Source organism: Kitasatospora sp. NPDC015121 (assembly GCF_055562955.1).
In genome coordinates, this window is the sequence record NZ_JBVHEH010000014.1 from 49,523 (window position 1) to 75,784 (window position 26,262).

General features: G+C 74.1%; 23 protein-coding genes and 1 tRNA gene. 11 read left to right on the forward strand and 13 right to left on the reverse strand.

Features of this window, described 5'->3' with window-relative positions:
* Positions 1–23: 23 nt before the first annotated feature.
* The 5 genes from ACZ3J7_RS21780 (at position 24) to hisN (ending at position 4,389) form a co-directional block, all read left to right on the forward strand.
* A complete protein-coding gene (locus ACZ3J7_RS21780; RefSeq protein ID WP_465623569.1) occupies positions 24–731 on the forward strand; it encodes a M50 family metallopeptidase in 708 nt (235 codons plus the stop codon).
* A gap of 27 nt (positions 732–758) precedes the next feature.
* Entirely contained in the window at positions 759–2,078 is a 1,320-nt protein-coding gene (aroA, locus tag ACZ3J7_RS21785) for a 3-phosphoshikimate 1-carboxyvinyltransferase (RefSeq protein WP_465623572.1), read from the forward strand.
* A 14-nt stretch (positions 2,079–2,092) separates the two neighbouring features.
* Positions 2,093–3,148, forward strand: coding sequence for a ribosome small subunit-dependent GTPase A (gene rsgA / locus ACZ3J7_RS21790; protein ID WP_465623575.1), 1,056 nt, complete (start codon positions 2,093–2,095; stop codon positions 3,146–3,148).
* A 100-nt stretch (positions 3,149–3,248) separates the two neighbouring features.
* The gene (locus ACZ3J7_RS21795; protein ID WP_030462823.1) at positions 3,249–3,572 is read left to right on the forward strand and encodes a DMT family transporter; all 324 of its coding nucleotides are present in this window, start codon (positions 3,249–3,251) and stop codon (positions 3,570–3,572) included.
* 19 nt (positions 3,573–3,591) lie between these two features.
* Complete coding sequence (hisN, locus tag ACZ3J7_RS21800) at positions 3,592–4,389, forward strand: histidinol-phosphatase (RefSeq protein ID WP_465623579.1); 798 nt, start codon at positions 3,592–3,594, stop codon at positions 4,387–4,389.
* Positions 4,390–4,416: 27 nt separating this feature from the next.
* On the opposite strand, the gene ACZ3J7_RS21805 is transcribed toward hisN, so the two are convergent.
* The 4 genes from ACZ3J7_RS21805 to ACZ3J7_RS21820 form a co-directional block, all read right to left on the reverse strand.
* Positions 4,417–6,375, reverse strand: coding sequence for a tetratricopeptide repeat protein (locus tag ACZ3J7_RS21805; protein ID WP_465623581.1), 1,959 nt, complete (start codon positions 6,373–6,375; stop codon positions 4,417–4,419).
* A gap of 353 nt (positions 6,376–6,728) precedes the next feature.
* Positions 6,729–8,756: a glycosyl hydrolase family 18 protein gene (locus tag ACZ3J7_RS21810; protein ID WP_465623583.1), complete on the reverse strand. Its 2,028-nt coding sequence runs from the start codon at positions 8,754–8,756 to the stop codon at positions 6,729–6,731.
* 259 nt (positions 8,757–9,015) lie between these two features.
* Positions 9,016–9,089: transfer RNA gene (locus ACZ3J7_RS21815), tRNA-Met, on the reverse strand.
* A 57-nt stretch (positions 9,090–9,146) separates the two neighbouring features.
* A complete protein-coding gene (locus tag ACZ3J7_RS21820) occupies positions 9,147–12,101 on the reverse strand; it encodes a UPF0182 family membrane protein (RefSeq protein WP_465624101.1) in 2,955 nt (984 codons plus the stop codon).
* 173 nt (positions 12,102–12,274) lie between these two features.
* Here ACZ3J7_RS21820 and ACZ3J7_RS21825 point away from each other — a divergent pair, with 173 nt between their 5' ends.
* Positions 12,275–12,835, forward strand: coding sequence for a PPA1309 family protein (locus ACZ3J7_RS21825; RefSeq protein WP_465623585.1), 561 nt, complete (start codon positions 12,275–12,277; stop codon positions 12,833–12,835).
* A gap of 65 nt (positions 12,836–12,900) precedes the next feature.
* On the opposite strand, the gene ACZ3J7_RS21830 is transcribed toward ACZ3J7_RS21825, so the two are convergent.
* The 4 genes from ACZ3J7_RS21830 to ACZ3J7_RS21845 form a co-directional block, all read right to left on the reverse strand.
* Entirely contained in the window at positions 12,901–13,986 is a 1,086-nt protein-coding gene (locus tag ACZ3J7_RS21830; RefSeq protein ID WP_465623590.1) for a YlbL family protein, read from the reverse strand.
* 79 nt (positions 13,987–14,065) lie between these two features.
* Positions 14,066–14,233 (reverse strand): hypothetical protein, encoded by a 168-nt coding sequence (locus ACZ3J7_RS21835; protein ID WP_465623592.1) that lies wholly within the window; start codon positions 14,231–14,233, stop codon positions 14,066–14,068.
* A 184-nt stretch (positions 14,234–14,417) separates the two neighbouring features.
* On the reverse strand, positions 14,418–14,858 hold the full coding sequence (locus tag ACZ3J7_RS21840) for a molybdenum cofactor biosynthesis protein MoaE (RefSeq protein ID WP_465623594.1): 441 nt from the start codon (positions 14,856–14,858) through the stop codon (positions 14,418–14,420).
* Between the two features lie 88 nt (positions 14,859–14,946).
* Entirely contained in the window at positions 14,947–16,095 is a 1,149-nt protein-coding gene (locus ACZ3J7_RS21845) for an NAD-dependent epimerase/dehydratase family protein (RefSeq protein ID WP_465623598.1), read from the reverse strand.
* A 191-nt stretch (positions 16,096–16,286) separates the two neighbouring features.
* On the opposite strand from ACZ3J7_RS21845, the gene ACZ3J7_RS21850 reads away from it, so the two are divergent.
* Both ACZ3J7_RS21850 and ACZ3J7_RS21855 read left to right on the forward strand, forming a co-directional pair.
* A complete protein-coding gene (locus ACZ3J7_RS21850) occupies positions 16,287–17,891 on the forward strand; it encodes a zinc-dependent metalloprotease (protein ID WP_465623600.1) in 1,605 nt (534 codons plus the stop codon).
* Positions 17,888–18,451: an NUDIX hydrolase gene (locus ACZ3J7_RS21855; protein WP_465623604.1), complete on the forward strand. Its 564-nt coding sequence runs from the start codon at positions 17,888–17,890 to the stop codon at positions 18,449–18,451. Before ACZ3J7_RS21850 ends, ACZ3J7_RS21855 begins: the two co-directional genes overlap by 4 nt.
* Positions 18,452–18,511: 60 nt before the next feature.
* Here ACZ3J7_RS21855 and ACZ3J7_RS21860 read toward each other — a convergent pair whose 3' ends face one another.
* Complete coding sequence (locus ACZ3J7_RS21860) at positions 18,512–19,129, reverse strand: SprT-like domain-containing protein (RefSeq protein WP_465623607.1); 618 nt, start codon at positions 19,127–19,129, stop codon at positions 18,512–18,514.
* A 335-nt stretch (positions 19,130–19,464) separates the two neighbouring features.
* On the opposite strand from ACZ3J7_RS21860, the gene ACZ3J7_RS21865 reads away from it, so the two are divergent.
* The 3 genes from ACZ3J7_RS21865 to ACZ3J7_RS21875 all read left to right on the forward strand — a co-directional run bounded on the left by ACZ3J7_RS21865 (position 19,465) and on the right by ACZ3J7_RS21875 (position 23,485).
* Positions 19,465–20,574, forward strand: a complete 1,110-nt coding sequence (locus tag ACZ3J7_RS21865) for a ThiF family adenylyltransferase (RefSeq protein WP_465623609.1) — start codon at positions 19,465–19,467, stop codon at positions 20,572–20,574.
* Between the two features lie 360 nt (positions 20,575–20,934).
* On the forward strand, positions 20,935–22,275 hold the full coding sequence (locus ACZ3J7_RS21870) for an ABC1 kinase family protein (RefSeq protein ID WP_465623611.1): 1,341 nt from the start codon (positions 20,935–20,937) through the stop codon (positions 22,273–22,275).
* A gap of 70 nt (positions 22,276–22,345) precedes the next feature.
* Complete coding sequence (locus ACZ3J7_RS21875; protein WP_465624103.1) at positions 22,346–23,485, forward strand: barstar family protein; 1,140 nt, start codon at positions 22,346–22,348, stop codon at positions 23,483–23,485.
* 44 nt (positions 23,486–23,529) lie between these two features.
* Here the strand turns inward: ACZ3J7_RS21875 and ACZ3J7_RS21880 are convergent, their stop codons facing one another.
* The 4 genes from ACZ3J7_RS21880 to ACZ3J7_RS21895 form a co-directional block, all read right to left on the reverse strand.
* Complete coding sequence (locus tag ACZ3J7_RS21880) at positions 23,530–24,600, reverse strand: aminoglycoside phosphotransferase family protein (protein ID WP_465623615.1); 1,071 nt, start codon at positions 24,598–24,600, stop codon at positions 23,530–23,532.
* A gap of 244 nt (positions 24,601–24,844) precedes the next feature.
* The gene (locus tag ACZ3J7_RS21885; protein ID WP_465623618.1) at positions 24,845–25,258 is read right to left on the reverse strand and encodes a hypothetical protein; all 414 of its coding nucleotides are present in this window, start codon (positions 25,256–25,258) and stop codon (positions 24,845–24,847) included.
* A complete protein-coding gene (locus tag ACZ3J7_RS21890; protein ID WP_285734674.1) occupies positions 25,255–25,623 on the reverse strand; it encodes a WhiB family transcriptional regulator in 369 nt (122 codons plus the stop codon). The genes ACZ3J7_RS21885 and ACZ3J7_RS21890 overlap by 4 nt, the downstream gene beginning before the upstream one ends.
* Positions 25,624–25,796: 173 nt before the next feature.
* Complete coding sequence (locus tag ACZ3J7_RS21895; RefSeq protein ID WP_465623624.1) at positions 25,797–26,213, reverse strand: hypothetical protein; 417 nt, start codon at positions 26,211–26,213, stop codon at positions 25,797–25,799.
* Positions 26,214–26,262 lie beyond the last annotated feature (49 nt).

The following is a 26,262-nucleotide window of genomic DNA, read 5'->3' on the forward strand; positions in this document are numbered from 1 at the left end:
GCGGACGGCGAGCGGAGGTCGGCGTGGTGGACTTCGTGGGGCTGTGGGAGCGGGTGACGGCCGCGCGGCCGGACCCGCCGTCCTGGCTGGTGTGGGGCACGGCGGCGGTGGCGTTCCTGGTGGTGGCGGTGCGTCCGCTGTGGCGGCCGGCCCGCACGGTGGTGACGATCGCGCACGAGGGCGGGCACGGGCTGACGGCGCTGCTGACCCGGCGGAAGCTGGCGGGGATCCGGCTGCACTCGGACACCTCGGGGCTGACGGTGTCCTCGGGCCGGGCGACCGGCCCGGGCATGGTGCTGACCGCCGCGGCGGGCTACCCGGCGCCGTCGCTGCTGGGCCTGGGCGGGGCGGCGCTGCTGGCGGCGGGGCGGACCACCGCGCTGCTGTGGATCGGCATCGCGCTGCTGGCGGCGATGCTGCTGACGCTGCGCAACCTGTTCGGGGTGGTGGCGGTGCTGGCGACCGGCGGGGCGTTCGTCGCGGTGTCCTGGTACGGGACGGCCGAATGGCAGGGGGCGTTCGCCTACCTGGGGGTGTGGTTCCTGCTGCTGGCGGGGGTGCGGCCGCTGCTGGAGCTGTGGGTGACCCGGCGGCGCGACGGCCGGTCCGGGTCGGACGCGGACCAGCTGGCGCGGCTGACGGGCGTGCCGGGGGCGCTGTGGGTGGTGCTGTTCCTGGTGGTGGCGCTGGCCTGCCTGGGGCTGGGGGCGGCCTGGCTGCTGCCCCGGTAGCGGCGGCGGGCCTCATACACTGGCGCCATGACCGACTCCCTGTGGCCCGCTCCCGTCGCCACCGCCGCCGTGGACGCGACCGTGACGATCCCCGGCTCGAAGTCCGCGACCAACCGCGCGCTGGTGCTGGCCGCCCTCGCCGACGGTCCGGGCTGGGTGCGCCGGCCGCTGCGCAGCCGCGACTCGCAGCTGATGGCGGACGGCCTGCGGGCGCTGGGCGTGACGGTCGAGGAGACGGTGAACGCGGCGTCCGGCGGCACCGGCGGCGGCGAGGCCTGGCGGGTCATCCCGGCCGAGCGGCTGCTCGGCCCGGCGCGGGTGGACGTGGGCAACGCCGGGACGGTGATGCGCTTCCTGCCGCCGCTGGCCACCCTCGCGGACGGCCCGGTGCACTTCGACGGCGACCCGCGCAGCCACGAGCGGCCGCAGCACGGCGTGATCGACGCGCTGCGCGCGCTGGGTGCCCGGATCGACGACGGCGGGCGCGGCGGCTTCCCGCTGACCGTGCACGGCACGGGCGGGCTGGACGGCGGGCCGGTGGAGGTGGACGCCTCGTCCTCCTCGCAGTTCGTCTCGGCGCTGCTGCTCTCCGCCGCCCGGTTCCAGCACGGCGTGGAGATCCGCAACACCGGCGGTCCGGTGCCCTCGCTGCCGCACATCCGGATGACCGTCGACATGGTCCGCAAGGCGGGCGGGCAGGTCGACGCGCCGGAGGACGGCGGCGAGAAGGACGTCTGGCGGGTCACCCCGGGCGCGCTGATCGGCCGCGACCTGGTGGTCGAGCCGGACCTCTCCAACGCGGCCCCGTTCTTCGCGGCGGCGCTGGCCACCGGCGGCCGGGTGACCGTCCGGGACTGGCCCCGGCACACGTACCAGCCGGGCGACCAGCTGCGGGAGATCTTCACCGCGATGGGCGGCAGCTGCGAGTTCACCGACGAGGGGCTGGAGTTCACCGGCACCGGCAAGATCCACGGCATCGAGGCGGACCTGCACGACGTCGGCGAGCTGACTCCGGTGATCGCGGCGGTGGCGGCGCTGGCCGGCTCCGAGTCGCACCTGTACGGCATCGCGCACCTGCGCCTGCACGAGACCGACCGGCTGGCCGCGCTGGCCGCCGAGATCAACGCGCTGGGCGGCGACGTCACCGAGACGGAGGACGGGCTGCGGATCCGGCCCCGGCCGCTGCACGGCGGGGTGTTCCACACCTACGAGGACCACCGGCTGGCCACCGCCGCCGCCGTCCTGGGCCTGCTGGTCGACGGCGTGCTGGTGGAGGACGTGGCGACCACGGCGAAGACCCTGCCGGACTTCCCGCGGATGTGGGCCGACCTCCTCGGCCAGGGCTGACGGGGGACACCAGCATGCGCCGCTACGACAAGAACGCCGACGAGGACGACATCCGCAGCCGCCCGGGCCGCCGGGGCTCCCGCCCCCGCACCCGGATCCGGCCCAAGCACGAGGACGCCGCGGAGGCGATGATCCTCACCGTGGACCGGGGCCGGATGACCTGCCTGGTCGACGGCGGGACGAAGGACGAACGCCAGGTCGTCGCCATGAAGGCGCGCGAGCTGGGCCGCAAGGGCGTCGTGGTGGGCGACACCGTCAGCGTGGTCGGCGACCTGTCCGGCGAGCCGGACACGCTGGCCCGGATCGTCCGGGTCGAGGAGCGCAGCTCGGTGCTGCGCCGCACCGCGGACGACGACGACCCGTACGAGCGGATCGTGGTCGCCAACGCCCAGCAGCTGGCCATCGTCACCGCGCTGGCCGATCCGGAGCCGCGGCCCCGGCTGATCGACCGCTGCCTGGTGGCCGCGTACGACGCCGGGATGGAGCCGCTGCTGGTGCTGACCAAGTCGGACCTGGCGCCGGCCGACGAGCTGCTGGAGTCGTACGCGGCGCTCGGCATCGACTACGTGGTGACCCGGGCCGACGAGTTGGAGACGGTCGGCGCGGAGGCCGTCCGCGCGCACCTGCGCGGGCGCACCACGGTGTTCATCGGGCACTCCGGCGTCGGGAAGACCACCCTGGTCAACGCGCTCGTCCCGGAGCACCGGCGGAGCACCGGCCGGGTCAACGCGGTCACCGGCCGCGGCCGGCACACCACGGTCTCGGCGCTGGCCCTGCGGCTGCCGCCGCCGCCCGGCGCCAAGCCGGGCTCGAAGAAGGCGCTGGACCCGGGCTGGGTGATCGACACCCCGGGCTTCCGCTCCTTCGGCCTGTCCCACATCGAGCCGTCCCGGGTCATCCACGCCTTCCCGGACCTCGAACCGGGCACCGCGGACTGCCCGCGGGCCTGCTCGCACGACGAGCCGGACTGCGCGCTGGACGCCTGGGTCGCCGACGGGCACGCCGATCCGGCCCGGCTGTACTCGCTGCGCCGCCTGCTGGCCACCCGCGAGGCTTCCGAGGGCGACTGAGAATTCACCGCGCTTTCCCGCCCGGCGCGAGTCGCTGGGCCCGCTGCGCTGGGTAACGATAGGAAGGTCACACCGTCCTACCTGACAGGGAGTCAACCCGATGGCATGGGCCATGGTGATCCTCGCCGGTCTGCTGGAAACGGGATTCGCCGTCAACCTCAAGCTCAGCCACGGCTTCACCAGGCTCTGGCCCACCATCAGCTTCGCCCTGTTCGCGCTGGGCTCCTTCGGGCTGCTCACCCTCTCGCTGAAGACCCTCCCGGTCGGCAGCGCCTACGCGGTGTGGACCGGCATCGGCGCGGCCGGCACCGCCGTGTACGGGATGGTCTTCCTGGGCGAGTCCTCCTCCACCCTGAAGCTGGTCTCCATCTCGCTGGTCATCGCGGGCGTGATCGGTCTCCAGCTCAGCGGTTCGGGACACTGAGTCCGCTAGGGTTCCGTGCATGGCCGACTACCACGACGACCTCCGACTCGCCCACGTCCTCGCCGACTCGGCCGACTCGATCACCATGGAGCGCTTCCGGGCGCTCGACCTGAAGATCGAGACCAAGCCCGACCTGACGCCGGTCAGTGACGCCGACAAGGCCGCCGAGGAACTGGTCCGCTCCGTCCTGCAGCGGGCCCGCCCGCGCGACGCGGTGCTCGGCGAGGAGTACGGCCTGCACGGTTCCGGTCCGCGCCGCTGGGTGATCGACCCGATCGACGGCACCAAGAACTACGTCCGCGGCGTCCCGGTCTGGGCCACCCTGGTGGCCCTGCTGGAGGAGCAGCCCGACGGCGAGCACGTCCCGGTGGTCGGCATCGTCTCCGCCCCGGCGCTCGGCCGCCGCTGGTGGGCCGCGAAGGGCCTGGGCGCGTTCGCCGGCCGCAGCCTGGCCAAGGCGCAGCGCATCCACGTCTCCAAGGTCTCCCGCCTCGCGGACGCCTCGCTGTCCTTCTCCTCGCTCAGCGGCTGGGAGGAGCGGGCCCGCCTGGACGCCTTCCTCGACCTCACCCGGGTCTGCTGGCGCACCCGCGCCTTCGGCGACTTCTGGTCCTACATGATGGTCGCCGAGGGCGCCGTCGACATCGCCGCCGAACCCGAGCTCTCCCTCTGGGACATGGCCGCCCCCTGCGTGATCGTCCAGGAGGCCGGCGGCCGCTTCACCGGCCTCGACGGCATCGACGGCCCCACCGGCGCGGACGCGGTCGCCACCAACGGCGTCCTGCACGAGGCGGCGCTGCGCTCGCTGAGCGTGTAGCGCGGCCTGACGGCCCCGGCGGTGGCGCTACGCCGAGAGCTCCGCGTTGAGCGCTCCCAGCAGTCGTCCCGCGCGTTCCGCGACTTCCGCCGGGCCGTACTCCGCCGCGCGCCTGCACCAGTTCTCGGCCTGCCGCGGCTCGCCCCGGCGCAGCGCGAGCAGGGCGAGCCGGAGCGCGGCGCGGCCGTGGCCGGCGTCGGCGGCGCGGGTGTACCAGAGCATGGCCTCGGCCTCGCTGTCCTGGCGGGCGAGCAGCAGGCCGAGGTTGAAGGCGGCGCTGCGGCTGCCGGCCTCGGCGGCGCGGCGGTACCAGCTCTCGGCGATCTGCAGGGCGCCGCGTTCGGCGGCGCGCACGCCCATCCGGACCTGGGCGCGGCGGTGGCCGGCGTCGGCGGCGGTGGCGTACCAGTGCTCGGCCTCGGCGTCGGCGTCGCCCCGGCGGTCGAGCAGCGAGGCGAGCCGGAAGGCGCCCTCCGCGGAGCCGCCGTCGGCGGACTGCCGGTAGCGGTCGAGGGCGCCGGCCAGGTTGCCGCGCTGCTCCTGGACGACGGCGAGCTGCAGGGCGGCCTCGCCGTGGCCCCCGGCGGCGGCGCGGGCGTACCACTCCTGGGCCTGCCGGGTCTCGCCGCGGCCGGCGTGCAGGACGCCGAGGTTGAAGGCGCCGTCGACGGAGCCGGCTTCGGCGGCCTTGGAGAACCAGGGTTCGGCACCGGACTCGTCGCCGCGCTGGAGCAGCACGACGGCGAGCGCGTTGCAGGCCTCGCGGTGTCCGGCGTACGCGGCGCGGCGGTACCACTGCTCGGCCTGGGCCTCGCGGCCGGCGCCGGCGCAGAGCAGGCCGAGGTTGAAGGCGCCGTTGTGGTCGCCGGCGTCGAGCGCGGCGCGGTACCAGCGTTCGGCGACGGCGTTCTCGCCGCGGCCGGCGTGCAGCGCGCCGAGGGCGTTGGCGGCGGTGCCGTCGCCGGCTTCGGCGGCCTCCTGCCACCATTCGGCGGCGGCGGCGAGGTCGCCGGTGTCGCGGAGCAGGAAGCCGAGCGCGCAGGCGGCGCGGGCCTCGCCGTTCTGGGCGGACTGCCGGTACCAGCGGGCGGCCTCGTCGAGGTCGGCGCGGGCTTCGAGCAGGACGCCGAGGCGCAGCGCGGCGCGGGCGTGGCTGCGGGCGGCGGCGGTGCGGTACCAGGTCTCGGCGGTCTCCTTGTCGCCGGCGGCCTCGCGCATCCGGGCGAGGCGGTAGGCGGCCTCGCGGTGGCCGGAGTCGGCGGCGGCCTTGAACCAGCGTTCGGCGCGGACGTCGCGGCGGTGCTCCATCAGGTCGCCGAGGGCGTAGGCGCCGAGCGGGTGGCCCTGTTCGGCGGCGTAGTGCAGCCAGTACTCGGCGGCCTCCTCCTCGCCCTGGTCGCGCAGTTGCAGGCCGAGGGCGTGCGCGGCGGGGGCGGAGCCGGCCACGGCGGCCTGCCGCCACCACTGGGCGGCCTCGGTGCGGTGGCCCTGCTGGTGGAGCAGGACGCCGAGGTTGTTGGCGGCGGCGCGCAGGCCGGCGGCGGCGGCGGTGCGCAGGTACGGTTCGGCGTCGCGCAGGTCGCCCCGGCGCAGCAGGAGGGCGCCGAGCTGGCTGGCGGCGTTGGGGTCGCCGGCGTCGGCGGCGCCCCGGTGGCGGGTTTCGAGGGCGGCCTGTTCGCGGGCGGCGAGGGCGGTCTCGAAGCTGTCGCCGGCGTCGTCGTCGCCGCTGAGGTCGCCGAGGTCGCCGGCGGGCCCGCCGAGGTCGCGGGCGGAGGCGGCGGCGACCTGGTCGGCGGTCAGGTGGACGAGCTGCTCGGGGCCGTAGCCGGACACGTCGATGCCGCCGCCCGCGGTGGTGCGCTGGGCGGGCAGGCCGCCGGTGGGCGGGTGGTCCGACTGGTCGGTGGGTCGGGCGCCGGTGTCGGTGTCCGCGGTGGTGCTGGCCGCCAGTCGTTCTCCCGTTCCGCTGTTGCCGATGAGCTTCATGCCGACTCCCGCTCCCCCCGAGTGTCGCGGCATCCGCCCCTGGCCTCCGGCCCGGGACGCCTCCCCCAGGGGGCACGTCGAACCGGACGGCCCGTCAACGGCCGTGCCGCGTCCCCCTCGTGGTCCATCGTCGCATCACCCGCACACCGCGTACACCTGCTCCGTCCGTTTTGGCGGAGCGGGGCCGACGACCGTCGAGATCGCTTCGGCTCTTTGTCGATTTCCCGACACTTGGGCCTCACAAACCCCGGCCACGCATCGTACCGGAGTCGATCAACTCCGCGCTCCGGCAAGGCGGAAGGCCCGGAGGGGGTTTCCCTCCGGGCCTTCCTTAAAAGGACGTTGACTCAGCCTCAGCTGACGGTGAAGTCGTCGGCCTGGTAAGCACCCTGTCCGTACCAACCATGCACCCAGATCGTCACCGAGGTGACCGAGGCACCGGTGGTGAACTTGGTGGACAGCTTCGTCCACGCGCTCCCGCCGGGGGTCCAGGTCGAGCTGTCGGCGCCGGAGCCGGTGACGCCGAGGTAGGTGTAGGTGCCCTTGAGCCAGGCGGACAGCGTGTAGGTGGTGTTCGGTTTGACCGTGATCACCTGCTGGCACTGCGCGGTGTCACCGGCGCTGGCGTTGCCCTGCAGGGCGTACGAGCCGGTGTGGCCGCCGCTGACGGCCGAGCCGCCGCTGCCCGCGCAGGTCCACGGGCTGAGCGCGCCGCTCTCCAGGCCCGGGTTGGCCACGATGCCGCCGCCGGTCGGGGACGAGGTCGGGCCGGTGGGCGAGGAGGTGGGCCCGGTGGGCGAGCCGGTCGGGCCGGTCGGGGACGAGGTCGGCCCGGTGGGCGAGCTGGTCGGGCCGGTCGGCGAGGAGGTCGGCCCGGTCGGGCTGGCGGTCGGCGAGCCGGTCGGCGGGGCCGGGCAGGTGGAGGCCGAGCCGTTGGTGGCCGTCATCAGCGGGTTGAGCAGCGCCGCGTTCGGGTCGTCGTAGAGCGAGAAGACGAACGAGCCGCCGAGGCCGTTGCAGTGCGCGTAGTCCATCTTCGCCTGGATCGACTTGGCGTTCTCGCCGGACCAGAAGTTGTTGCCGTCGTAGAAGTACGCGGCCTGCGAGGCCGGGTCCCAGTAGGTGTAACTGGGGTTGTCCACCGTCCCCAGCAGTTCCTTGTACATCCGCACGCCGTTGACGTTGCCGGAGTTCGGCGCGCCCTGGGCCGGGCCGCTGGCGGGCTGGAACAGCCCGTGGTTGGCGCCGGCCGCCACGCCCGTCCAGCCGCGGTAGTACAGCGGGACGCCCATGTTCAGCTTGTTCGCCGGGAACCCGCCGGGGATGCCGTACGAGGGGTCGCCGACCGTGTACGCCTTGATCGCCTCGTCGATCGAGTACTTGGCGTTGCCCGGCGGCACGTTGTTCATCGGGTCGTTCGGGTTCTGGTAGACCGGCGTCTGGTGGTTGGTCGGCCCCTGGGCCTCCCAGCCGCCGTGCATGTCGTACGTCATCGGGTCCGCGAAGGTCAGGTACTGCCCGATCTTGTCGGTCTCGATGTACTGGATCTTGTCCTGGCCGGCCGGCAGCGCCGCGCTCAGCGCGTAGGTCTTGCCGTCCGCGCCGCCCTGGGTGTTGAGCTGGCTGCGGAACTCGGCGAGCAGGGCGGTGAAGTTCTGCTTGTCGTTCGGCGAGGCGTGGTTGCCGAGGTGGCCGCCGCCGCCCGGGTACTCCCAGTCGATGTCGAAGCCGTCGAAGATGCCCTTGCCGGTGCCCGGGCCGCCGTAGCCGCCCTGGGCGGGCAGGTTGCCCTTGATGAACATGTCGACGCAGGACGAGACGAACTTCTTGCGCGCGGCGTCGTTGGCCGCCACGTCGGAGAAGTACTTGGAGTACGTCCAGCCGCCGATCGACATCAGGACCTTGAGCTTCGGGTACTTCGCCTTCAGCTCCTGGAGCTGGTGGAAGTTGCCCGCCAGCGGCTGGTTCCAGGTGTCGGTGGAGTTGTCCACGCTGTTGCCGTTGGCGAAGGTCTTGGCGTAGTCGGCGTAGTAGTCGCCCGCGCCGTCGCCCGCGTTCGGGTTGTTCTCGTCCTGGGAGGCGGCCGAGTTCGGCTCGAAGCAGGTCAGGTTGACCGGGTCGATGTTGGCGAAGTCGTACAGCAGGTAGTCGAGCTTCCCGGCCATGCCGTTGGTGTCGACGTTCTTCAGGTAGAAGGCGTTCGAGTAGATCGACCACTGGTCGAAGTACGCGACCTTCATGCCGCCGCTAGTGGCGGGGGCGCCGGTGGTGTTGCCCGGTCCGGCGGTCGCGCTGGGGGCTCCCAGCAGCGACACCGCCCCGGCGAGCAGCGTGGCGGCCGCGGCCGTGACGGCCCAGGCCCTGCGGTTGTTGCGATGCATGCGGATGTGCCTCTCTCCTGTCACGTGGGGATGCAGGAACACCGTCGGACACCCGGTCGGGGAGAGCGGCAGACGGAACCAGAACGTGATCAACTCCCGTTACTGGCATGCGAGTTTCAGCACATAGGACGGGCGGTGGGGGCCGTCCGTCATGGGCATGACCCAGATTGGACTGGACCACAGAGGGTGTCAATCGGCCGGAACGCCAAGGAATGGCAAAGGCCCGGAGGCTGATGCCTCCGGGCCTTTCGCTACTGAGTAGCGGGGACAGGATTTGAACCTGCGACCTCTGGGTTATGAGCCCAGCGAGCTACCGAGCTGCTCCACCCCGCGTCGGTGAAACCACTGTATCACGATCACGGGGTGGACAGACAAACCGGTTCTCCCAGCTCAGCCCGTGGGTGCGGGGGACGGCTGGGTGGTGGGGGCGCCCGTCGCGGGCGGGGCCGGCGCACCGGACGGGCGGGCACCGCCGGCCTTCTGCTCGGCGGCCACCGCGTCGGCGATCGCCTTCTTCAGCGCCTCCTGGGACTTGCCGTACGCCGTCCAGTCGCCGTTCTTCATCGCCGCCTGGCCCTCGTCGAAGGCCTTCTGCGCGTCGGCGAGCGCCTTGGCCACCTCCGGGTCCTGCCCGCCGCCCGGGGTGGTGGGCGTGGTGGGCGTGGTCGGCGTGCCGGGCTGGGTCGGGTCGGTCGGGGCGGTCGGCGTGGTGGCCCCGTCGGCCGCGCCGCCGAGCACCTTCGCCAGCGCCTTGTCCAGGGTGTCCTCCAGCGCCACGTTGCGGTCGCCGTACACCGCCAGCACCTTCTTCAGCACCGGCACCTTCGCGCCCCGGGCCACCAGGTAGACCGGTTCGACGTTGAGGATGCCGCCGCCGACCGGCAGGGTCAGCAGGTTGCCGTAGACCAGGTCGGAGTCGTTGCCGGTGCGCAGCAGCGACAGCTGCCGGGCGACGTCGGTGTCCGAGTTGAACTTGGCCTGGGTCAGCGCCGGGCCGAGCGCGCCCGACCCGGAGGTCATCCGCAGGATCCGCAGCTTGCCGTAGTCCGGCCCCGGGTCGGCGCTGGCGGTCATGAACGCGGCCAGGTTCTTGCGCCCCGACGGCACGAAGGAGGTGGTCAGCGAGAAGCTGGCCTCCTCGGCGTCCGGCATCCGCACGGTCAGGTAGTACGGCGGCTGGACGTCGTGGGTGTTGATCGTCGGGTCCTCCGGCACCTCCCAGATGTCGGTGCCGCTGAAGAACGCGGTGGCGTCGGTGATGTGGTACTGGCCGAGCAGGTCGCGCTGCACCTTGAACAGGTCCTGCGGGTAGCGCAGGTGCGGCAGCAGGGTGGCCGGGATGTCGGCCTTCGCCTTCACCGTGCCGGGGAACGCCTTCATCCAGGTCTTCAGCACCGGGTCGGCGTCGTCCCACTGGTACAGCGTCACCTCGCCGGTGTACGCGTCCACGGTGGCCTTCACCGAGTTGCGGATGTAGTTGACCTGGTTGACGGCGGTCAGGGTGCGGCCGCGCTGGTCGGTCAGCGAGTCCTTGGTGGCGTCGCCGAACGTCGTCTTGGACGAGAACGGGTAGCCGTCCGAGGTGGTGTAGCCGTCCAGCACCCACACCAGCCGGCCGTTCTCGACCACCGGGTACGGGTCGGCGTCGATCGACAGCCACGGCGCGACCTTCTCGACCCGCTCCTTGGGGGTGCGGTCGTACAGGATCTTCGCGCCGTCCTTGATCGCGCCCGAGTAGAGCAGCTGCGGCTCGGCGAACTTCACCGCGTACGCGGCCCGGGTCAGCGGGTTGTCCATCGAGACGCCGCTGCCGCCGCTGTACTGCGAGGTCTGGTCGGGCTGGCCGTCCCGGGTGTAGTCGATCTCGTCCATGCCGGGGCCGACCACCGAGTACATGGTGGACTTCTCGCCGTAGTACACCCGCTGCTCGTAGGAGCCCAGGTCGCCCTCGGCCGGCAGCGAGTGCTCGGTGTAGACCGGGTTGCCGTTGGCGTCGACCTGGTTGCCCTTGGCGGCGACCACGCCGTAGCCGTGGGTGTACTTGAAGTGGTCGTTGATGAAGTTGCGCTGCTGCACGCCCGACAGGTCGAGCTCGCGCACGCCCAGCACGGTGTCCTGCTTGCCGTAGCGGTCGACGTCCAGGGTCTTCGGGAAGGCGTAGTAGTTGCGCAGCGCCTGGTTCTGCTGGAACGTCGGCATGACCACGTTCGGGTCCAGCAGCCGGATGTCGGCGATGGTCTGCGCGTCCCGCTTGAGCTTGTCGGCGTCGGTGGAGTCGGTCGGCCCGTACTGCTGCTCGACCGCGTCCGCGATCCCGTACGCCTGCCTGGTCGCGTCGATGTTCTTCTGGATGTACGCGGTCTCCTTGGCCTGCTCGTTCGGCATGACCTGGAACTTCTGCACCAGCGCCGGGTAGAGGCCGCCGACCAGCAGCGCGGAGAGCGCCATCAGCCCGAAGCCGATCAGCGCCGGCGCCCAGGTCCGCCGGATCGGGGTCAGGAAGAACAGCAGCGCGCAGATGACCGCCACGAAGAACAGGATCGTCTTGGCCGGCAGGAACGCGTTCGCGTCCACGTAGCGCAGGCCGGTCCAGCCGTCGACGTTCTTGAACGACCCGCTCTTCACCGCCAGCGCGTACCGGTCCAGCCAGTACGCGACCGCCTTCAGCAGCACGAACACGCCCAGCAGCACCGCCAGGTGGCCCTGCGCCCCGACGCTCGCCCGCCGCCCGGGCCCCTGCAGCCGCAGGCCCCCGTACAGGTAGTGCACGGCGGTCGCGGCCAGCAGCGACACGATCACCGCGCTGAACGCGAAGCCCAGCACGAACTGGTACCAGGGCAGCTTGAACGCGTAGTACGAGACGTCCTTGTGGAACTGGCTGTCCTTCACCCCGAACGGGGTGCCGTTCACCCACAGCATCCAGGTCCGCCAGTGCGCGCCCGCGGCGGCGCCCGCCGCCAGGCCGACCAGCAGCGACAGGCCGACCAGCAGCCACCTGCGGAACGGCGCGACGCCCATCCGGTAGCGGTCCAGGCTCTGCTGCTCCACCGACATCGCCGCCAGCGGCGGCCGCAGCCGGTACGCCAGCCACAGGTTGAAGCCGACCACCAGCGCCATCAGCAGCCCGAACACCGCGAACAGGCCGACCTTGGCAGCCAGTTGCGAGGTGAACACCGAGCCGTAGTGCACAGAGTCGAACCACAGCCAGTCGGTCCACAGGCCCGCGAACATCACGAACAGCAGGAACAGCGCGGCCAGTGCGCCGGCCGTCAGCAGCAGCACCTTCGTCCGGCGCGACGGCGGGCCGACTCTCGCTCGGGAACCCGGACCAGGGCGGTCCGGCATCTGGAAGGTCAAGGCGCCACCTCAGCTGTCGTGTGTTTGCGTGTGTGTGGGACCGTGCTGCCGCACCGATGACGGACAGCGGCCCCTCATGCAACTTAATCGGTCTTTACCTGAGTTCCCGGAGGATGCGTCGGAGTTGGAGACGGCCCCCTCCGGCGTGTGAGGATGACCCCATGTCCGACTCCCCTGACCTGACCGCCGCCGCCTCCGGCCTCCCCGCGGCCACCCCCCTGACCCGGGCCGCCCTGGAGATCGACGAGCACGCCGCGACCCTCGGCTGGGACCTCCCCGCCCGCCTGTTCGCCCTGGTCGACAACGCCCAGATGCGCAGGGCCAACCCGCGGCTGGCCTCGCAGCTCGGCCTGGACGACAACCCGACCGGCCTCACCCCGGTCGAGCAGGAGGAGATCCCCCCGGGCACCGAGCTCGACCGCTTCCTCGGCACCATCGCCTGGCCCGACGGCGTGGTCGGCTGCGCCCTGGTCGTCGAGCGCCTGATGCTCCCGCCCGGCGCGGAGGCCTCCCGGCCGAAGAACGCCTCCGAGAAGGAGATCAACGACTGGGTGGCCACCCACCCGCAGCGTCAGGAGGTCCGGATCACCGCGGCCGTCCTGCGCGACGGCGCCAAGGAGGTCGCCCTCCGCCTGCGCGAGAAGGACCTCGCCCGCGAGGTCCTCACCGGCCCCGACCTCGTCCCCAACCTGACGGACGCCCTGCTCGCGACCTTCTCGTAGGGACGCCGGGCACGACGGAGGGGGACCACCCCGGTGGTCCCCCTCCGTCGTGCCCGCTCCCCGCGCTACCCGCCGCAGCCCGGCAGCGCCGCCGCGTCGCCCGCCCGGATGCTGTCGAGCGCCTTGACCGCGCCGTCCAGGTTCTCCACCTTGACCAGGGTCAGCCCGGACGGGGTGCCCTTGACCGCCTCGGCGCAGTTGTCCGCCGGGGTGAAGAAGTACTCGGCGCCCTTGTCGCGGGCCGCGATCAGCTTCATCCGGATGCCGCCGATCGGGCCGACCGCGCCGTCGTCGTCGATGGTGCCGGTGCCGGCCACGAACCTGCCGCCGGTGAGGTCGGTGGGGGTGAGCTTGTCGACGATGCCGAGGGCGAACATCAGGCCGGCGCTGGGGCCGCCGACGTCCTGCAGGCCGATGTCGATCTTGAACGGGTAGACGTGGTCCACGCTGGGCGTGATGCCGACCACCGCCCGCTCGGGCCCGTCGTCCGCGGACTCGGCGGTGACGATCGGCACCTCGACCCGGTCCGCCGGGTCCGGCGTCGCGCTGGCCTTGGCGTGCGGGACGACCGTGAAGACCACGCTCTCGCCGGGCTTGTGCCTGGTGACCTGCTCGGCGACCTGCTCCCGGCTGGAGATCTCGGTGCCGTCCACCGCGACGATCTGGTCGCCGGCGTGCAGCTTGCCCTCCGAGGGCCCGCCCGCGGCCACCGAGGAGACCACGATCTCGGTGCCGACCGGGATGTTCAGGTGCTTGAGGGCCGCGGTCTTGGCGCTGTCCTCGGAGGAGGCGAACTGCTCGGCGTTCTCCTGCTGGGCCTCCTGGTCGGTCTGGCCCTGCGGGTAGACGTTGTCGTGCGGGACGACCAGCACGTCGTCCCGCACCCAGCCGACGATCGCCGAGACCAGGCTGGGCTGGTAGTTCGCCCCGGTGACCTGGACCGTGGTCATGTTGAGGTGGCCACTGGTCGGGTAGGTCTCGTGGCCGGTGATGGTGATCACCGGGGTGCCGGTCTTGTCCTGCGTGCCGAGGGTGTTGTACGTCGGCCCCGGGCTCATCTCGGTGAACGGCACCTTGAACAGGACCGAGGCGCAGAGCAGGCCTATCAGCAGCAGGGTGGCGGCGAGCATCGTCGCCGATCGGCGTGGCATGGCACGACAGTACGGGAAGCGCGGGTCCGGGTGTACCGGCGGTCCGCGCCCCGCACCGCCGACCGGGGGGCCGGTCCGCTCAGTCCCGGACGCCGGTGCTGCGCTCCATCGCGGCGCGGAAGCGCTCGTGCTCGGCGAGCGAGCTCGGATCGGTCATGGCCCTCGGCGGGCGGGCCGCCCAGGTGGCCCAGACCGCGGCCAGGACCCCGGCGACCACGGGAATACTCAACCAGGCGAGCACAGCCATCTTCGAACTCCCCACAGGCTCGTCATGCGTATCAGCAGATTAACCGCCTGTAGGTGGAACGGCGCGCGCGGCATCCGGGTTACGGGTCCGGACCCGTTCTCCACCGACCGGAGTACCGCCGAATGGGCAACGAGCGCCGCCGGGAGCGGACACGGGGACCGCCCGGCCCGGTCTCCGGCACGGCTCAGCAGGAGCCCGCGCCGACCCACTCCTCCTCGCCGTCGGTGAAGACCTGGTGCTTCCAGATCGGCACCTCGTGCTTGAGGTCGTCGATCAGCCGCCGGGAGGCCGCGAACGCCTCACCCCGGTGCGCGCAGGACACCGCGACGATCACCGCGACGTCGCCGATCTCCAGCCGTCCGGTGCGGTGCACCGCCGCCAGCGCCCGGACCGGGAAGTCCGCGCAGACCTTCTCGGCGACCCGGCGCAGCTCGCGCGGCGCGGTCGGGTGGGCGCTGTACTCCAGCGCGGCGACCGGCTTGCCGCCGTCGTGGTCGCGCACCGTGCCGACGAACAGGGTGGTGCCGCCGGCCGCGTCGTCGCCGACCGCGGCGTGCACCTCGTCCAGCGAGAGCGGGGTCTCGCGGACGGCGAGCAGGCGAATCGGGTCGTGGTTCTCGGACATGCCCACCATCATTCCGCATGCCCGCCGACGGATCGCAAGGACTTTCGTATCACGATGCGGTAATTCCACTATGCGAAATCAGTGCCGCTCAGATCCGGCGGTGCCGGCGGGCCCGCCGGACCAGCGCCGCGGTGCCGATCAGCGCGACCGTCGCCCCGGCCGCGCCCAGGCTGGTGGCGGCCTCCTTGCCGCCCAGCCGGCGCCCGGCCACCGCGTGCTTGCCGGTCACCTGGGACAGCAGCTCGGCCAGCACCTCCTCGTTGGTGTGCCGGGGCCGCCAGCCCGCCTCGTGCAGCCGGCTGCCCGACACCACCCACGGGTACATGGTGTACGCGAGGTCCCCGGCCGGGGCCGGGGTCAGGCCCAGCCGGTGCAGCCGGGCCGCGGTGCCCAGCGCCAGCGAGGCCGGCAGCTCCATCCGCCGGATCCCGGACAGCTCCTCGACGTCCTCCTGCTCCAGCCAGCCGTCGCAGCCCACCGTCACCTCGCCCTCGACCAGGCCGAGCGCCGCGTACTCCAGCGCCGCCGCCAGGTCGTCCAGGTGGCAGAACTGCCAGCACGGGCGGGAGCCCGCCACCACCAGCAGCCGCGGCGCCTCGAAGTGCCTGGTCAGCACGGTGTCGATGCCGGGGCCGACCACCACCGCCGGGCGCAGCACGGTGATCTGCAGCCCGGGGTGGGCGCGCGGGGCGCGCCGGGCCAGCCGCTCGATCTCCAGCAGGTCGCCGACCAGCGAGGCCTCCTCGGTGGCCCGCAGCTCGGAGTCCTCGGCGAGCGGGACCTCGTTGTCGGGCAGCGCGCCGTAGACCATCGCGGAGGTGCACAGCACCACCCGGTGCACCCCGGCGGCCGCGGCGGCGGTCAGCACGGTCTGCGCGCCGCGCACGTTGTACGCGCTGCGGGCGCGCGGATCGGACTCCATGCCGAGGTCCATCGCCAGGTGCACCACCACGTCGACGCCGGTGAGCCGCTCGGCCACCGCCGGGTCGCGGACGTCCAGCACCCGCCACTGCACGCCGGGCACCTCGCCGCGCCGGTCGTCGACCGCGAGCACCCGCCGCACGTGCGGCGAGTCGACCAGCCGCCGCGCGACGCGCTCGCCGAGCACGCCCGCCGCGCCGGTGACGGCCACGGTCAGCGGCTTGCCGCCGTAGGCTGGAGTCGGCGAACCGGCGTCGGTCGGCGCGTCCTCGCCCTCGGTCAGCCCAGAGCGAACGTCCGAAGGCGGGGAACTCACCGGCCATCCTCCACGGTTAGCGTAAGTGCGGACGTACGAGTGTCACGCACTTGACCATCCTGCCCGAGGCTCGGCCCCGGCGGTGCACCCGGCGCGGTCGCCGCGAGACCATTGAAACCGCTCGGAGCCCCCGGGCGGCAGACTTTCCCGCCACACCACCCGCGTGACGGCCGACCAGATCGAGGACCCCCGTGAGCGACCTCCCCTTCGGATTCGGCGTTCCCCCCGAGGAGCCCGAGGACGGCGAGAACAAGGGCAAGAAGGACGGCGAGCAGGGCGACTCGACCCCGCAGCAGCCGTTCGGCTTCGGCACCGGCAACCCCTTCGGGGCGCTGTTCGGCATGGGCGGCCCCGGCAGCGGCGGCGGCCAGGGCGGAGACAACCCGTTCGCCGCGATGATGGGCGGCTTCAACCCGAACGACCTCGGCGCGGCGTTCCAGCAGCTCGGGCAGATGCTCTCGTTCGAGGGCGGCCCGGTGAACTGGGACCTGGCCAAGAACATCGCCCGGCAGACCGTGGTCGCCGAGCAGCCCGAGGGGAAGTCCAAGGACCGCTCGGTCGGCGCGGCCGAGCGCACCGCCGTCACCGAGGCCGTCCGGCTGGCGGACCTCTGGCTGGACTCGGCGACCGAGTTCCCGTCCACCTCCTCCGCGGCGGTGGCGTGGAGCCGCGCCGAGTGGATCGAGGCCACCCTGCCGGTCTGGAAGGACCTGGTCGACCCGGTCGCCGAGCGGGTCGGCAACGCCATGGGCGGCGTGCTGCCCGAGGAGATGCAGGCGATGGCCGGGCCGCTGATGGGCATGATGCGCTCGATGGGCGGCGCCATGTTCGGCACCCAGATCGGGCAGGCGCTCGGCGCGCTGGCCGCCGAGGTGCTCGGCTCCACCGACGTCGGCCTGCCGCTCGCCCCCGCCGGGAAGGCCGCGCTGCTGCCGCAGAACATCGCCGAGTTCGGCGAGGGCCTGAACGTGCCGGCCGAGGAGGTCCGGCTCTACCTGGCCCTGCGCGAGGCCGCCCACCAGCGCCTGTTCGCGCACGTGCCGTGGCTGCGGGCGCACCTGTTCGGCGCGGTCGAGGCGTACGCGCGCGGCATCAAGGTCGACACCTCGCGGATGGAGGAGCTGGTCGGCCAGCTCGACCCGGGCAACCCCGAGGCCCTCCAGGAGGCGCTGGCCGGCGGCCTGCTGCAGCCCGAGGACACCCCCGAGCAGAAGGCCGCGCTGGCCCGGCTGGAGACCGCGCTGGCCCTGGTCGAGGGCTGGGTCGACGCCGTCGTGCACGCCGCCGCCGCGCCCCACCTGCCGCACGCCGCCGCGCTGCGCGAGACCCTCCGCCGCCGCCGCGCCAGCGGCGGCCCCGCCGAGCAGACCTTCGCCACCCTGGTCGGCCTGGAACTGCGCCCGCGCCGCCTGCGCGACGCCTCCCGGCTGTGGGCCTCGCTCGCCGACGCCCGCGGCGTCGAGGGCCGGGACGCGCTGTGGAGCCACCCCGACATGCTGCCCACCGCCGCCGACCTGGACGACCCGGACGGCTTCGTGCACCGCGACACCGCGGCGGTGGCCGAGGGCGGGTTCGACTTCGACGCGCTGGACAAGCTGCTCGGCGAGGCGGCCGGCGGGGCCTCCCCCGCCGCCTCCTCCGGGAAGGCCGACCTGGGCAAGGCCCCGGAGCGGCCCTCCTCGGAGGGGTCGGACGCCCCGAAGACCCCGGACGCTTCGGACGCGCCGAAGGCCCCGGACGCTTCGGACGCTTCGGACGAGGACGGCGAGCAGGGGCCGGAGGGCACCGCCAAGTGACCTCGCTGCACGCCGACGCGGTCCGCGTCCTGTCCGAGTGGACGCCTGTCGGGGCCGGCCAGGACGACCTGCGCCGCGACTACCTGGCCCACCTCGCCGACCGCCCCGACGGCATGTGGCGGGCCTGCCTGGAGGGGCACGTCACCGCCAGCGCGCTGGTGGTCGACCCGGCGGGCGGGCGGGTGCTGCTCACCCTGCACCCGAAGGTCGGCCGGTGGCTGCAGATGGGCGGCCACTGCGAGCCCGGCGACGGGACGCTGGCCGCGGCCGCGCTGCGCGAGGCGGTCGAGGAGTCCGGCGTGGAGGGACTGGCCCTGCTGCCCGTCGACGGCCGTCCCGGCCCGGTGAAGCTGGACCGGCACCGGGTGCGCTGCGCCGGGAAGGACCGGCCGGAGAACACCCACCTGGACGTCCAGTACGTGGCCCTGGCCCCGGCCGGGGCGCGCGAGCTGATCAGCGAGGAGTCGCTGGACCTGCGCTGGTTCGACTGGGACGCGCTGCCCGCCGACACCGACCGCTCGGTGCGCGACCTGGTGGCGCGGGCCCGCGCGCTGGTCTGACGCCCACCGCCGCGGCCCCGACCCCCCTCCGGGGCGGCCGGGGCCGCGTGCGGTGCCCGCTCAGGTGGCCCGGGCGGGCGGGACGTGCGGCAGCCGGGCGGCCGAGGCGACGCCCTCCAGGTAGCCGCGGGCCCGCTCGGTGCGCGGGTAGGACTCCAGCAGGGCCCAGAACCGGGGGCCGTGGTCGGGGACCAGCAGGTGCGCGAGCTCGTGCAGCAGGACGTAGTCGATCACGTACTCGGGCATGCCCTGCAGGCGGTGGGAGAGCCTGATGGTGCGCTCGCTGGGGGTGCAGGAGCCCCAGCGGGAGTTCTGGTTGGTCACCCAGCGGACCTGCTCGGGGACGGCCCGGCCGCCCAGGTGGAGCCGGGAGAGCTCGTGCGCGCGGGACTGCAGGGCCTCGTCGCCGAGCGTCCGGCGGCTCTCCCGCGCGGCCAGCTTGTCGAGCATCTGGGCCACCCAGCGCTGCTCCTCGGCGTGCGACATCCGGGCCGGGATCAGCACCACGGTGCGGTCGCCCTCGCGGTACGCGGAGACGGTGCGGCTGCGGCGGGCGCTGCGGCGCACCTCGACCTCGCCCCGGTGGACGCCGCCGGTGCGGTCGGGGCCGCCGGGCTCGACGGCCCCGGGGGCCGCCGCGGCGGGGTGCTGCCCGGGGGCGTGCCCGTGGTCGGTCACGCACTCGCGGTCGGCCCCGGTGCTGGCATGCGCACCGGGCGCCGCGGTCGCCGGTCCGGAGGCTGCCCGGGCACGCCGACGCGGCGCCGACCGATGGGAGTCCCGTCCGGCTGCCACGGCACAGGACGTTACCCGGTCCCCGTGACAGAAGTCCGGCACCCGGGCGGCGCGGTCGTCCGGACCACCCGGGCGCGTTATCCACAGGCTGTGCACAACGATGAGCCGATCGTCGTACCGGGGCTGTGGACAACCGGTTTCCGTGCGGCCGGACGGCCGGGCAGGCTGCGGTCACCAGCGATCCCGACGCCGGGATCCCGACCGTGGGAGGAACCCGCATGCGCCCCGTGATCAAGCCCGCCCTGTCCCGGCTCTGGCGGGAGAAGCAGACCCTGCAGTTCGGCACCGTGCGGCGGCACGCCCGGCTGATCGAGGGCGTCGACCGCAGACTGGCCGGCTTCCTGGAGCTGGTCGACGGCAGCCGGGACGGCCCCGCGCTGGTCGCCGCCGGGCAGAAGCTCGGCCTGACCGCCGAGTACTGCCAGGCGGTGCTCGACTCGCTCGGCGGCAGCGAACTGCTGGACGACGCCCAGGCCCTGCGGGACGTGCTGGAGCTGTACCCGCCGGCCCGGCGCGACCTGCTGGGCCCCGACCTGTCCTCGCTCTCCCTGGTGCACCCGGCGCCGGGCGAGGCGGCGACCGTGCTGCACGGCCGGGTCCGGGCCCGGGTCGAGGTGCGCGGGGCCGGGCGGATCGGCGCCGCCGTCGGCGCCGCGCTGGCGGCCGGCGGGATCGGCGAGGTCGCGGTGCTGGACCGCGGCCGGGTCGCCGCCCGGGACTGCGCGCCCGGCGGCCTCCCGCCAGGCGACATCGGGCGGCTGCGCTCCACCGCCGCCCGCGAGCTGGTGCACCGCGTCACCGGCGCCCCGGTCGGCGAGCGCTACCGGCGCCCGCCGACCGCTCCCCCGCCGCCCACCCTGGTGGTGCTCGCCCCGCGGGACGGCTCCGCCGCGTACACCGGCGCCGCCGTCGACGCCCAGGAGCTGATGCGGGCCGGCATCCCGCACCTGTACACCGGGGTGCTCGAACACCTGGGCGTGGTCGGCCCGTTGGTCGTCCCCGGCGCCTCCGCCTGCGGCAGCTGCGCCACCCTGGCCCGGCGGGACGAGGACGAGGCCTGGCCCCGGCTGCTGGCCCAGCTGATCGACGAGGGCCCCGGCCGGGCCCGGCTGCCGGCCTGCGACGGCGCGGTCGCAGCCTCGGTCGCCGGGCTCGCCGCGCTGCACGTCCAGCTGTACCTGGACGGGGTGCTGCCGCCGAGCGTGGACGGCTGGTGCGAGCTGTCCGCCGCCGACGGCATGGTGCGGCGGCTGCGGCTGCGCAGCCATCCGGACTGCGGTTGCCTCTGGCAGTCCGTCGCACCGGGGCGAACGGGCACAATGGCCTAGGGTCCGCGCTCGCACCCCCGCCGCCGCCCGGAGGACCGGGCCGCGGGGGCCGGGGGCGGGACCGAGGACGAGCCTCCGGGCGCGTCCGGCAGCCCGCGTCCGCTCCGCCGCCCGTCCGCCGCCCGGTGCACCCCGCCGGGTCCGGCGGGCGACCGGCGGCGGCGGTCCGGGCCGCCGGGCGGGCCCGGGAGCACCGCTGTACCGACCGCCGGCGGGGCGCCGGTCGGTCCGGAGGACGAGGAGGTCCGGTGAGCGATCTACCGCGCAAGGCAGGGACCGGCCGGGAGCGGCCGACCGGGCGTCCGCGCGCCGGGGCGGCCCCGGCCGCCGCCCGCCGCGCCGACCGGGCGGGAGCGGCCGATGTCTGACATGCCGCGCAAGGCGGTCTCCCGGACGGCCCGGCTGGCGGCCCTGCCGCTGAGCTTCGCCGGACGGGCCACCCTCGGCCTGGGCAAGCGCCTGGGCGGGCGCCCGGCGGAGGAGGTCGCGGCCGAGCTCCAGGCCCAGACCGCGGAGCAACTCTTCGCGACCCTCGGCAAGTTGAAGGGCGGTGCGATGAAGTTCGGGCAGGCCATGTCGGTCTTCGAGTCCGCCCTCCCGGAGGACGTCGCGGGCCCCTACCGGGCCGCGCTCACCAAGCTCCAGGAGTCCGCCCCGGCGATGCCGACCCGCACCGTGCACGCGGTGCTCGCCGACGACCTCGGCGCGGACTGGGCGGACCGGTTCCGGTCCTTCTCCGACCAGCCGTCGGCCGCCGCCTCGATCGGCCAGGTGCACCGCGCCGTCTGGAAGGACGGGCGGGACGTCGCGGTCAAGATCCAGTACCCGGGCGCGGGCGAGGCCCTGCTCAGCGACCTCGGCCAGCTCTCCCGGCTGGCCCGGGTGCTGGGCCCGCTGATCCCGGGGATGGACGTCAAGCCGCTGATCGCCGAGCTGCGCGAGCGGGTCACCGAGGAGCTGGACTACGGGCTGGAGGCGGAGTCCCAGCAGCTGCACGCCCGGGAGTTCGCCGGGGACGCCGACATCGTGGTGCCCCGGGTGGTCGCCCAGTCCGGCCGGGTGCTGGTCACCGAGTGGCTGGAGGGCGAGCCGCTCTCCCGGGTCATCTCGGACGGCACCCGCACCGAGCGCGACCGGGCGGGGCAGCTGCTGGCCCGCTTCCTGTTCGCCGGCCCGTCCCGCACCGGCCTGCTGCACGCCGACCCGCACCCCGGCAACTTCCGGCTCGTCAAGACCGGCCGCACCGCCGCGAGCTGGAAGCTCGGCGTGCTCGACTTCGGCACCGTCGACCGCCTCCCCGGCGGCCTGCCCCCCACGATCGGCACCTCGCTGCGCCTGGCCCTGGCCGGCGACGCCGGGGCGGTGTACGACCTGCTCCGGCAGGAGAACTTCGTCCGCGCCGGCATCTCCCTCGACCCGGACGCGGTGCTCGACTACCTGCTCCCGATCATCGAGCCCACCCGCGCCGAGCAGTTCACCTTCAGCCGCGAGTGGATGCGCACCCAGGCCGCCCGGATCGCCGACCCGCGCTCCCCCGCCTACAACCTCGGCAAGCAGCTCAACCTCCCGCCCTCCTACCTGCTGATCCACCGCGTCACCCTCTCCACCATCGGCGTGCTCTGCCAGCTCGGCGCCACCGTCCGCCTGCACGAGGAACTGCTCCACTGGCTCCCCGGCTTCGCCGCCCCGGAGGCCGACTGAGACCGGGGAGCGGGGCCGGGGCGGGGCGCGGGACGGGAGCGGCGACGGGAAGGGTGGGGCGCGGGTGCGGATGCGGGGATTCGAGGAGCAGCGGCGGTGGGAGCGGCCGTTCCCGGTGCGGTACCTGATCGTCGGCGAGGACGAGGAGGACGGCGCGGACCTGCTGCTGGGCCGGTGCGCCGCTGTCGAGGGACTGTTCGCCGACCCGCCCCCGCCGCCGCGCGAGGTGCTGGTCGTGCGCGGCTGCGCGCCGGGGGTCGCGGTCGGATGGCTCGGGGAGGCCTGCGTCACGGGGCACGCCGCCTCCGGGCGGTCGTACTGGTGGGGCCTGCTGGACGCCGAGGTCCTCGCGGTTCTGCCGCACGCCGCCGATCCGGCGCTGGTCGACCTGGTGGTCGGGGCGGCGGTCGGTGACGATGCGGACGTCCGGTCCCACCGGGAGTCCTTCGAGCGCTTCGAGCTGTCGGTGGACCCGTACGCGTCGCTGGCGGCCGGCGCGGAGGTCACGGGCCTGCTGGTGGAGCGGCCGCCGGGCGCGCCGCTGCCGGTGCGGCTGATCGGCTGCGAGCCCGCCGGACCGCTGCGGGCCCGGATGGCCGACGGCCACCGCGGGTGGCCGACGTACACCCAGCTGTGGGCACTGGACGACGCCGGGCGGGTGCTGTGCCCCGTCCCCACCGGGCTGGCCGTCGAGCACACCGGGCCCTCGGTGCTCGGCGACGGCCTGCTGGACGTCCTGCTGTCGGTCTCTCCCTGGCCCGGGGTGCTGCCGGGCTCGGCCGCCCGCGCGGTCTGGCGCCGCTGGCAGGCCGGGCCGCCGCGCGAGCCGGGCGGCTGGCGCGGCACGACCGGGACCGCCAAGGAGGCCTGGCAGACGCTGGCCCTGTACGCCCGCGCGCCCGGAGCGGACCGCTCCGGCGGCGAGTTCCACCTCGACGGCACGGCGGTGGAGGACGTGACGGGCCTGCACTGCGCGCTCGGTGAGGCGCTGCTCGGCCCCGGCGGCTACTACGGCCGGGAGTGGAACGGCCTGCGCGACTGCCTGGGCGGCGGTTTCGGCCTCGTCCCGCCGTTCACCCTGCACTGGCACGACTTCGCGGCCACCGAGGCGGAGCTGGCCGCGCACCGCGACTCCGCCACCGGCCTCGGCTACCCGGAGGACGTGGCCCGGCTCCTGGAGCGCTGCGGCGTCACGGTCGTCCGGGCCTGAGCGGTCGACCAGGACCGCACCGCCGGGCGGGCGGGCGGGCGGGGTCAGCCCCGGTCGGTGGGGAGGGGGCCGGCGGCGGGCCAGGTGGTGCGGGCGCGGGCGGCGAGGGTGGCGCAGAAGCGGCCGAACACGGGGAGGGCGGTGTCGGGGCCGGCCAGGTCGGCGACCGCGCGGACGCGGTGCAGGAGGCGGCGGCGGGCGGTGGCGTTGCCCCAGGTCCAGTCGCCGTGGTGGAGGCGGGCGAGGTGGTCGGCGGTGCCGCGCTCGGCCTTGGGGACGAGGGCGTCGCCGCGGATCAGCCAGCTCGCGCTCGCGTCGGCGAGGTCGGCGGCGGTGGGGGCCTGGGTGCCGGTGGCGGCGTGCCAGGCCGCCCGGTAGGCGGCTTCGGCTTCGGCGAGTTCGGCGGCGGGCGCGGCGGTGGAGCACCAGCAGGTGGGGAAGCCGATCCGCAGGTAGGCGAACTCGACCGCACCGGGGCCGAGGGAGGCCTGCTCGAAGTCGACGAACCGGACGCCGTCGGCGGTGTGCAGGTCGTTGCCGGGGCAGGGGTCGCCGTGCAGCAGCGCGTGCCGGACGGGGACGGCGGAGAGCCGGTCGATCAGGGCCTCGGCCTCGGCGCGGGCGCCGGGCGGGGCGGGGACGTCGAGGATCCGGGCCAGGGCGATGAAGCAGCCGAGGTCGCGTTCGGTCGGGCCGGTCCAGGCGGGCAGCGCGGTGCCGGGGGCCGTCCCGGCGAGGTCGTCGAGGTCGGCGGGGGCGCTGGCGTGCAGTCCGGCCAGCGCGGTGGCGTACTCGGCCCGCCAGTCGGGGCCCGGGGTGCGGTCCTCCAGCCGTTCCAGCACCAGCACCCGGTTCGCCGGGTCGGTGCCGATCAGCGCGGGCGCGACCGGCCGGCCCGGGCGGCCGGGTCGAGCGGCGAGGGCCAGGGCGGCGCCCTCCCGGGCGTAGCGGTCGTCGGCGCCGGGCGAGTCGACGAGCTGCTTGACCACCACCGACCGGCCGGCGAGTTCGGCCCGCCAGACCCGGGAGCGCGGGCTGCTGACCAGGCGGCGGACCTTGCGCGGGGTGCCGAGGGCGGCGCGCGTCTTCTCGCCGAGCGGGAGGGAGGACCACATGGCGCACATCCTTGCACGATCCATTCGAACGGCGAACATTCGTGCGGCGCAGGGACGTTGGACCGACCTGGCGGTTCCGGCATGAATGCGGCACAACGGGGCAGACGGGACCGGACCGGCTCTCCGGGGGGCCGGAAACGCGCCGACGGCCGACACCCCGGGGGCGGGGGGTCGGCCGTCGGCGTTCAGGGGTGGTTCACCGGCGTGGCCGCGTGGGGGCCGGCCGGCGGGGGTGGTGCGTCCGTCACATCAGGGCGACGGCGAGGGCCTTGCGGGCGCGCAGGGAGGCACGTTCGGCCTTGCGACGCAGCCGCGTCGCGCGCAGCACCCGCAGGCCGAGGCGTTGCTCCTCGGCCTCGTGGAGGCGTTGCTGCATATGCGCGCGCGCCAGGGATTCTTGGAGGAGATTCATCTCGAGGGTCCTGTTCTGGATCTGGAGTTCGGTGGTCTGCTCGGAGCGGACGGTCGGATCGATGCCGGCGGGGTTCATGTGGTGGTCCTGCTCGTGGTGCGTGGTCGGGAAGGGACGGGTCAGTTCCGCGTCGGCCTTGGCGGCCGCGATGCGTACCGAGTGGCGCAGAGCGGTGTCCAGCGGGGGCTGCTCTCCCCTGCGGACGGCTCCGGTGCCGCTGCGGACGGTCCTGGCTGCGGGGTTCACGCCATGACCTCGGTCTTGCGCGGGCGGCCACGCGGGCGCTTCCGGGCGACGACGACGCCCTGCACGAAGAGCTCGCCGCCCCAGACGCCCCAGGGCTCGCGGCGCTCGATGGCGCCGGTGAGGCAGGCGGCCTTGACGGGGCAGGTGCCACACAGCGACTTGGCGTACTCGACGTCCGCGGGGGTCTCCGCGAAGAAGACCTCCGGGTCGAAGGCCCGGCACGGGATGGGGAGCCCGAGCGAGTCAGCCTCGTCGATGGCGGTGAGCTGCATGAGTGTTACCTCCGGGGGGTCGGCCTGGTCGGCCTTGACGGTCTTGTCGGTCGGTACGGACGGGAGGGGCGGCGGTGTGATGACCGTGGACACTGTGGGCGTCTTCCTCGTCTTCGATGTGGATCCGGCCGTTCCGTTGTTCGGATCGGTCCGGAGGCCCCGTGGGGCCTGGGTAGGTCTTGCGTACCGGACAAAACAGAAGGGCCGCGGAACCCGGTTGCTGGGTTTCCGCGGCCCTGGAGGCACCGCCCGTGACTTTGACTCAGTCAGGGTCGTTCGCTCCAGGGTCCAGGCCCGCGGAAAGCCTGCTTCCGGCCGGCTCCGGCGCCGCGCACGGCGACCTCGGCCAGGGAGATCTGCTGGTCCTGCTTGTTGCTTCCGGCACCGAGGACGGCCGCATAGTGCCCATGCCGGGCTTCTGCCACTACTGCCTTCGGTGCCTCGGTCGGTCGCTCGTCGGACAGCGAAATACCGTCGACAAACGTCGCCCAGTCACGGGAGAGACCTGCCTCGACACGGGTGCCCACAGCATTGCCGAGATCACTGACAGAGCAGCGACCGGCCAGCAGGACACCGGCGTTGCCGCCGGCCGTGCCGAGACCCAGACCCGAAGCGCTGACGCGCGAGGGCATGGCGAGGGTGGTCATCAGGGTGGTCATTTTCGTGATCATCTTGGTCTCCACTGGACTCGCCTCCTCTCGGCGTCTCGCGGCCCCCGGTCACCCGGGCTCC

Coding starts and splice junctions, on each gene's coding strand:
- ACZ3J7_RS21805 (WP_465623581.1), bottom strand. CDS start 6,375: ATGAAGCTCATCGGCAACAGCGGAACGGGAGAACGACTGGCGGCCAGC.
- ACZ3J7_RS21810 (WP_465623583.1), bottom strand. CDS start 8,756: ATGCATCGCAACAACCGCAGGGCCTGGGCCGTCACGGCCGCGGCCGCC.
- ACZ3J7_RS21825 (WP_465623585.1), top strand. CDS start 12,275: ATGTCCGACTCCCCTGACCTGACCGCCGCCGCCTCCGGCCTCCCCGCG.
- ACZ3J7_RS21840 (WP_465623594.1), bottom strand. CDS start 14,858: ATGTCCGAGAACCACGACCCGATTCGCCTGCTCGCCGTCCGCGAGACC.
- aroA (WP_465623572.1), top strand. CDS start 759: ATGACCGACTCCCTGTGGCCCGCTCCCGTCGCCACCGCCGCCGTGGAC.
- hisN (WP_465623579.1), top strand. CDS start 3,592: ATGGCCGACTACCACGACGACCTCCGACTCGCCCACGTCCTCGCCGAC.
- ACZ3J7_RS21835 (WP_465623592.1), bottom strand. CDS start 14,233: ATGGCTGTGCTCGCCTGGTTGAGTATTCCCGTGGTCGCCGGGGTCCTG.
- ACZ3J7_RS21830 (WP_465623590.1), bottom strand. CDS start 13,986: ATGCCACGCCGATCGGCGACGATGCTCGCCGCCACCCTGCTGCTGATA.
- ACZ3J7_RS21875 (WP_465624103.1), top strand. CDS start 22,346: ATGCGGGGATTCGAGGAGCAGCGGCGGTGGGAGCGGCCGTTCCCGGTG.
- ACZ3J7_RS21795 (WP_030462823.1), top strand. CDS start 3,249: ATGGCATGGGCCATGGTGATCCTCGCCGGTCTGCTGGAAACGGGATTC.
- ACZ3J7_RS21865 (WP_465623609.1), top strand. CDS start 19,465: ATGCGCCCCGTGATCAAGCCCGCCCTGTCCCGGCTCTGGCGGGAGAAG.
- ACZ3J7_RS21870 (WP_465623611.1), top strand. CDS start 20,935: ATGTCTGACATGCCGCGCAAGGCGGTCTCCCGGACGGCCCGGCTGGCG.
- ACZ3J7_RS21880 (WP_465623615.1), bottom strand. CDS start 24,600: ATGTGGTCCTCCCTCCCGCTCGGCGAGAAGACGCGCGCCGCCCTCGGC.
- ACZ3J7_RS21820 (WP_465624101.1), bottom strand. CDS start 12,101: ATGCCGGACCGCCCTGGTCCGGGTTCCCGAGCGAGAGTCGGCCCGCCG.
- rsgA (WP_465623575.1), top strand. CDS start 2,093: ATGCGCCGCTACGACAAGAACGCCGACGAGGACGACATCCGCAGCCGC.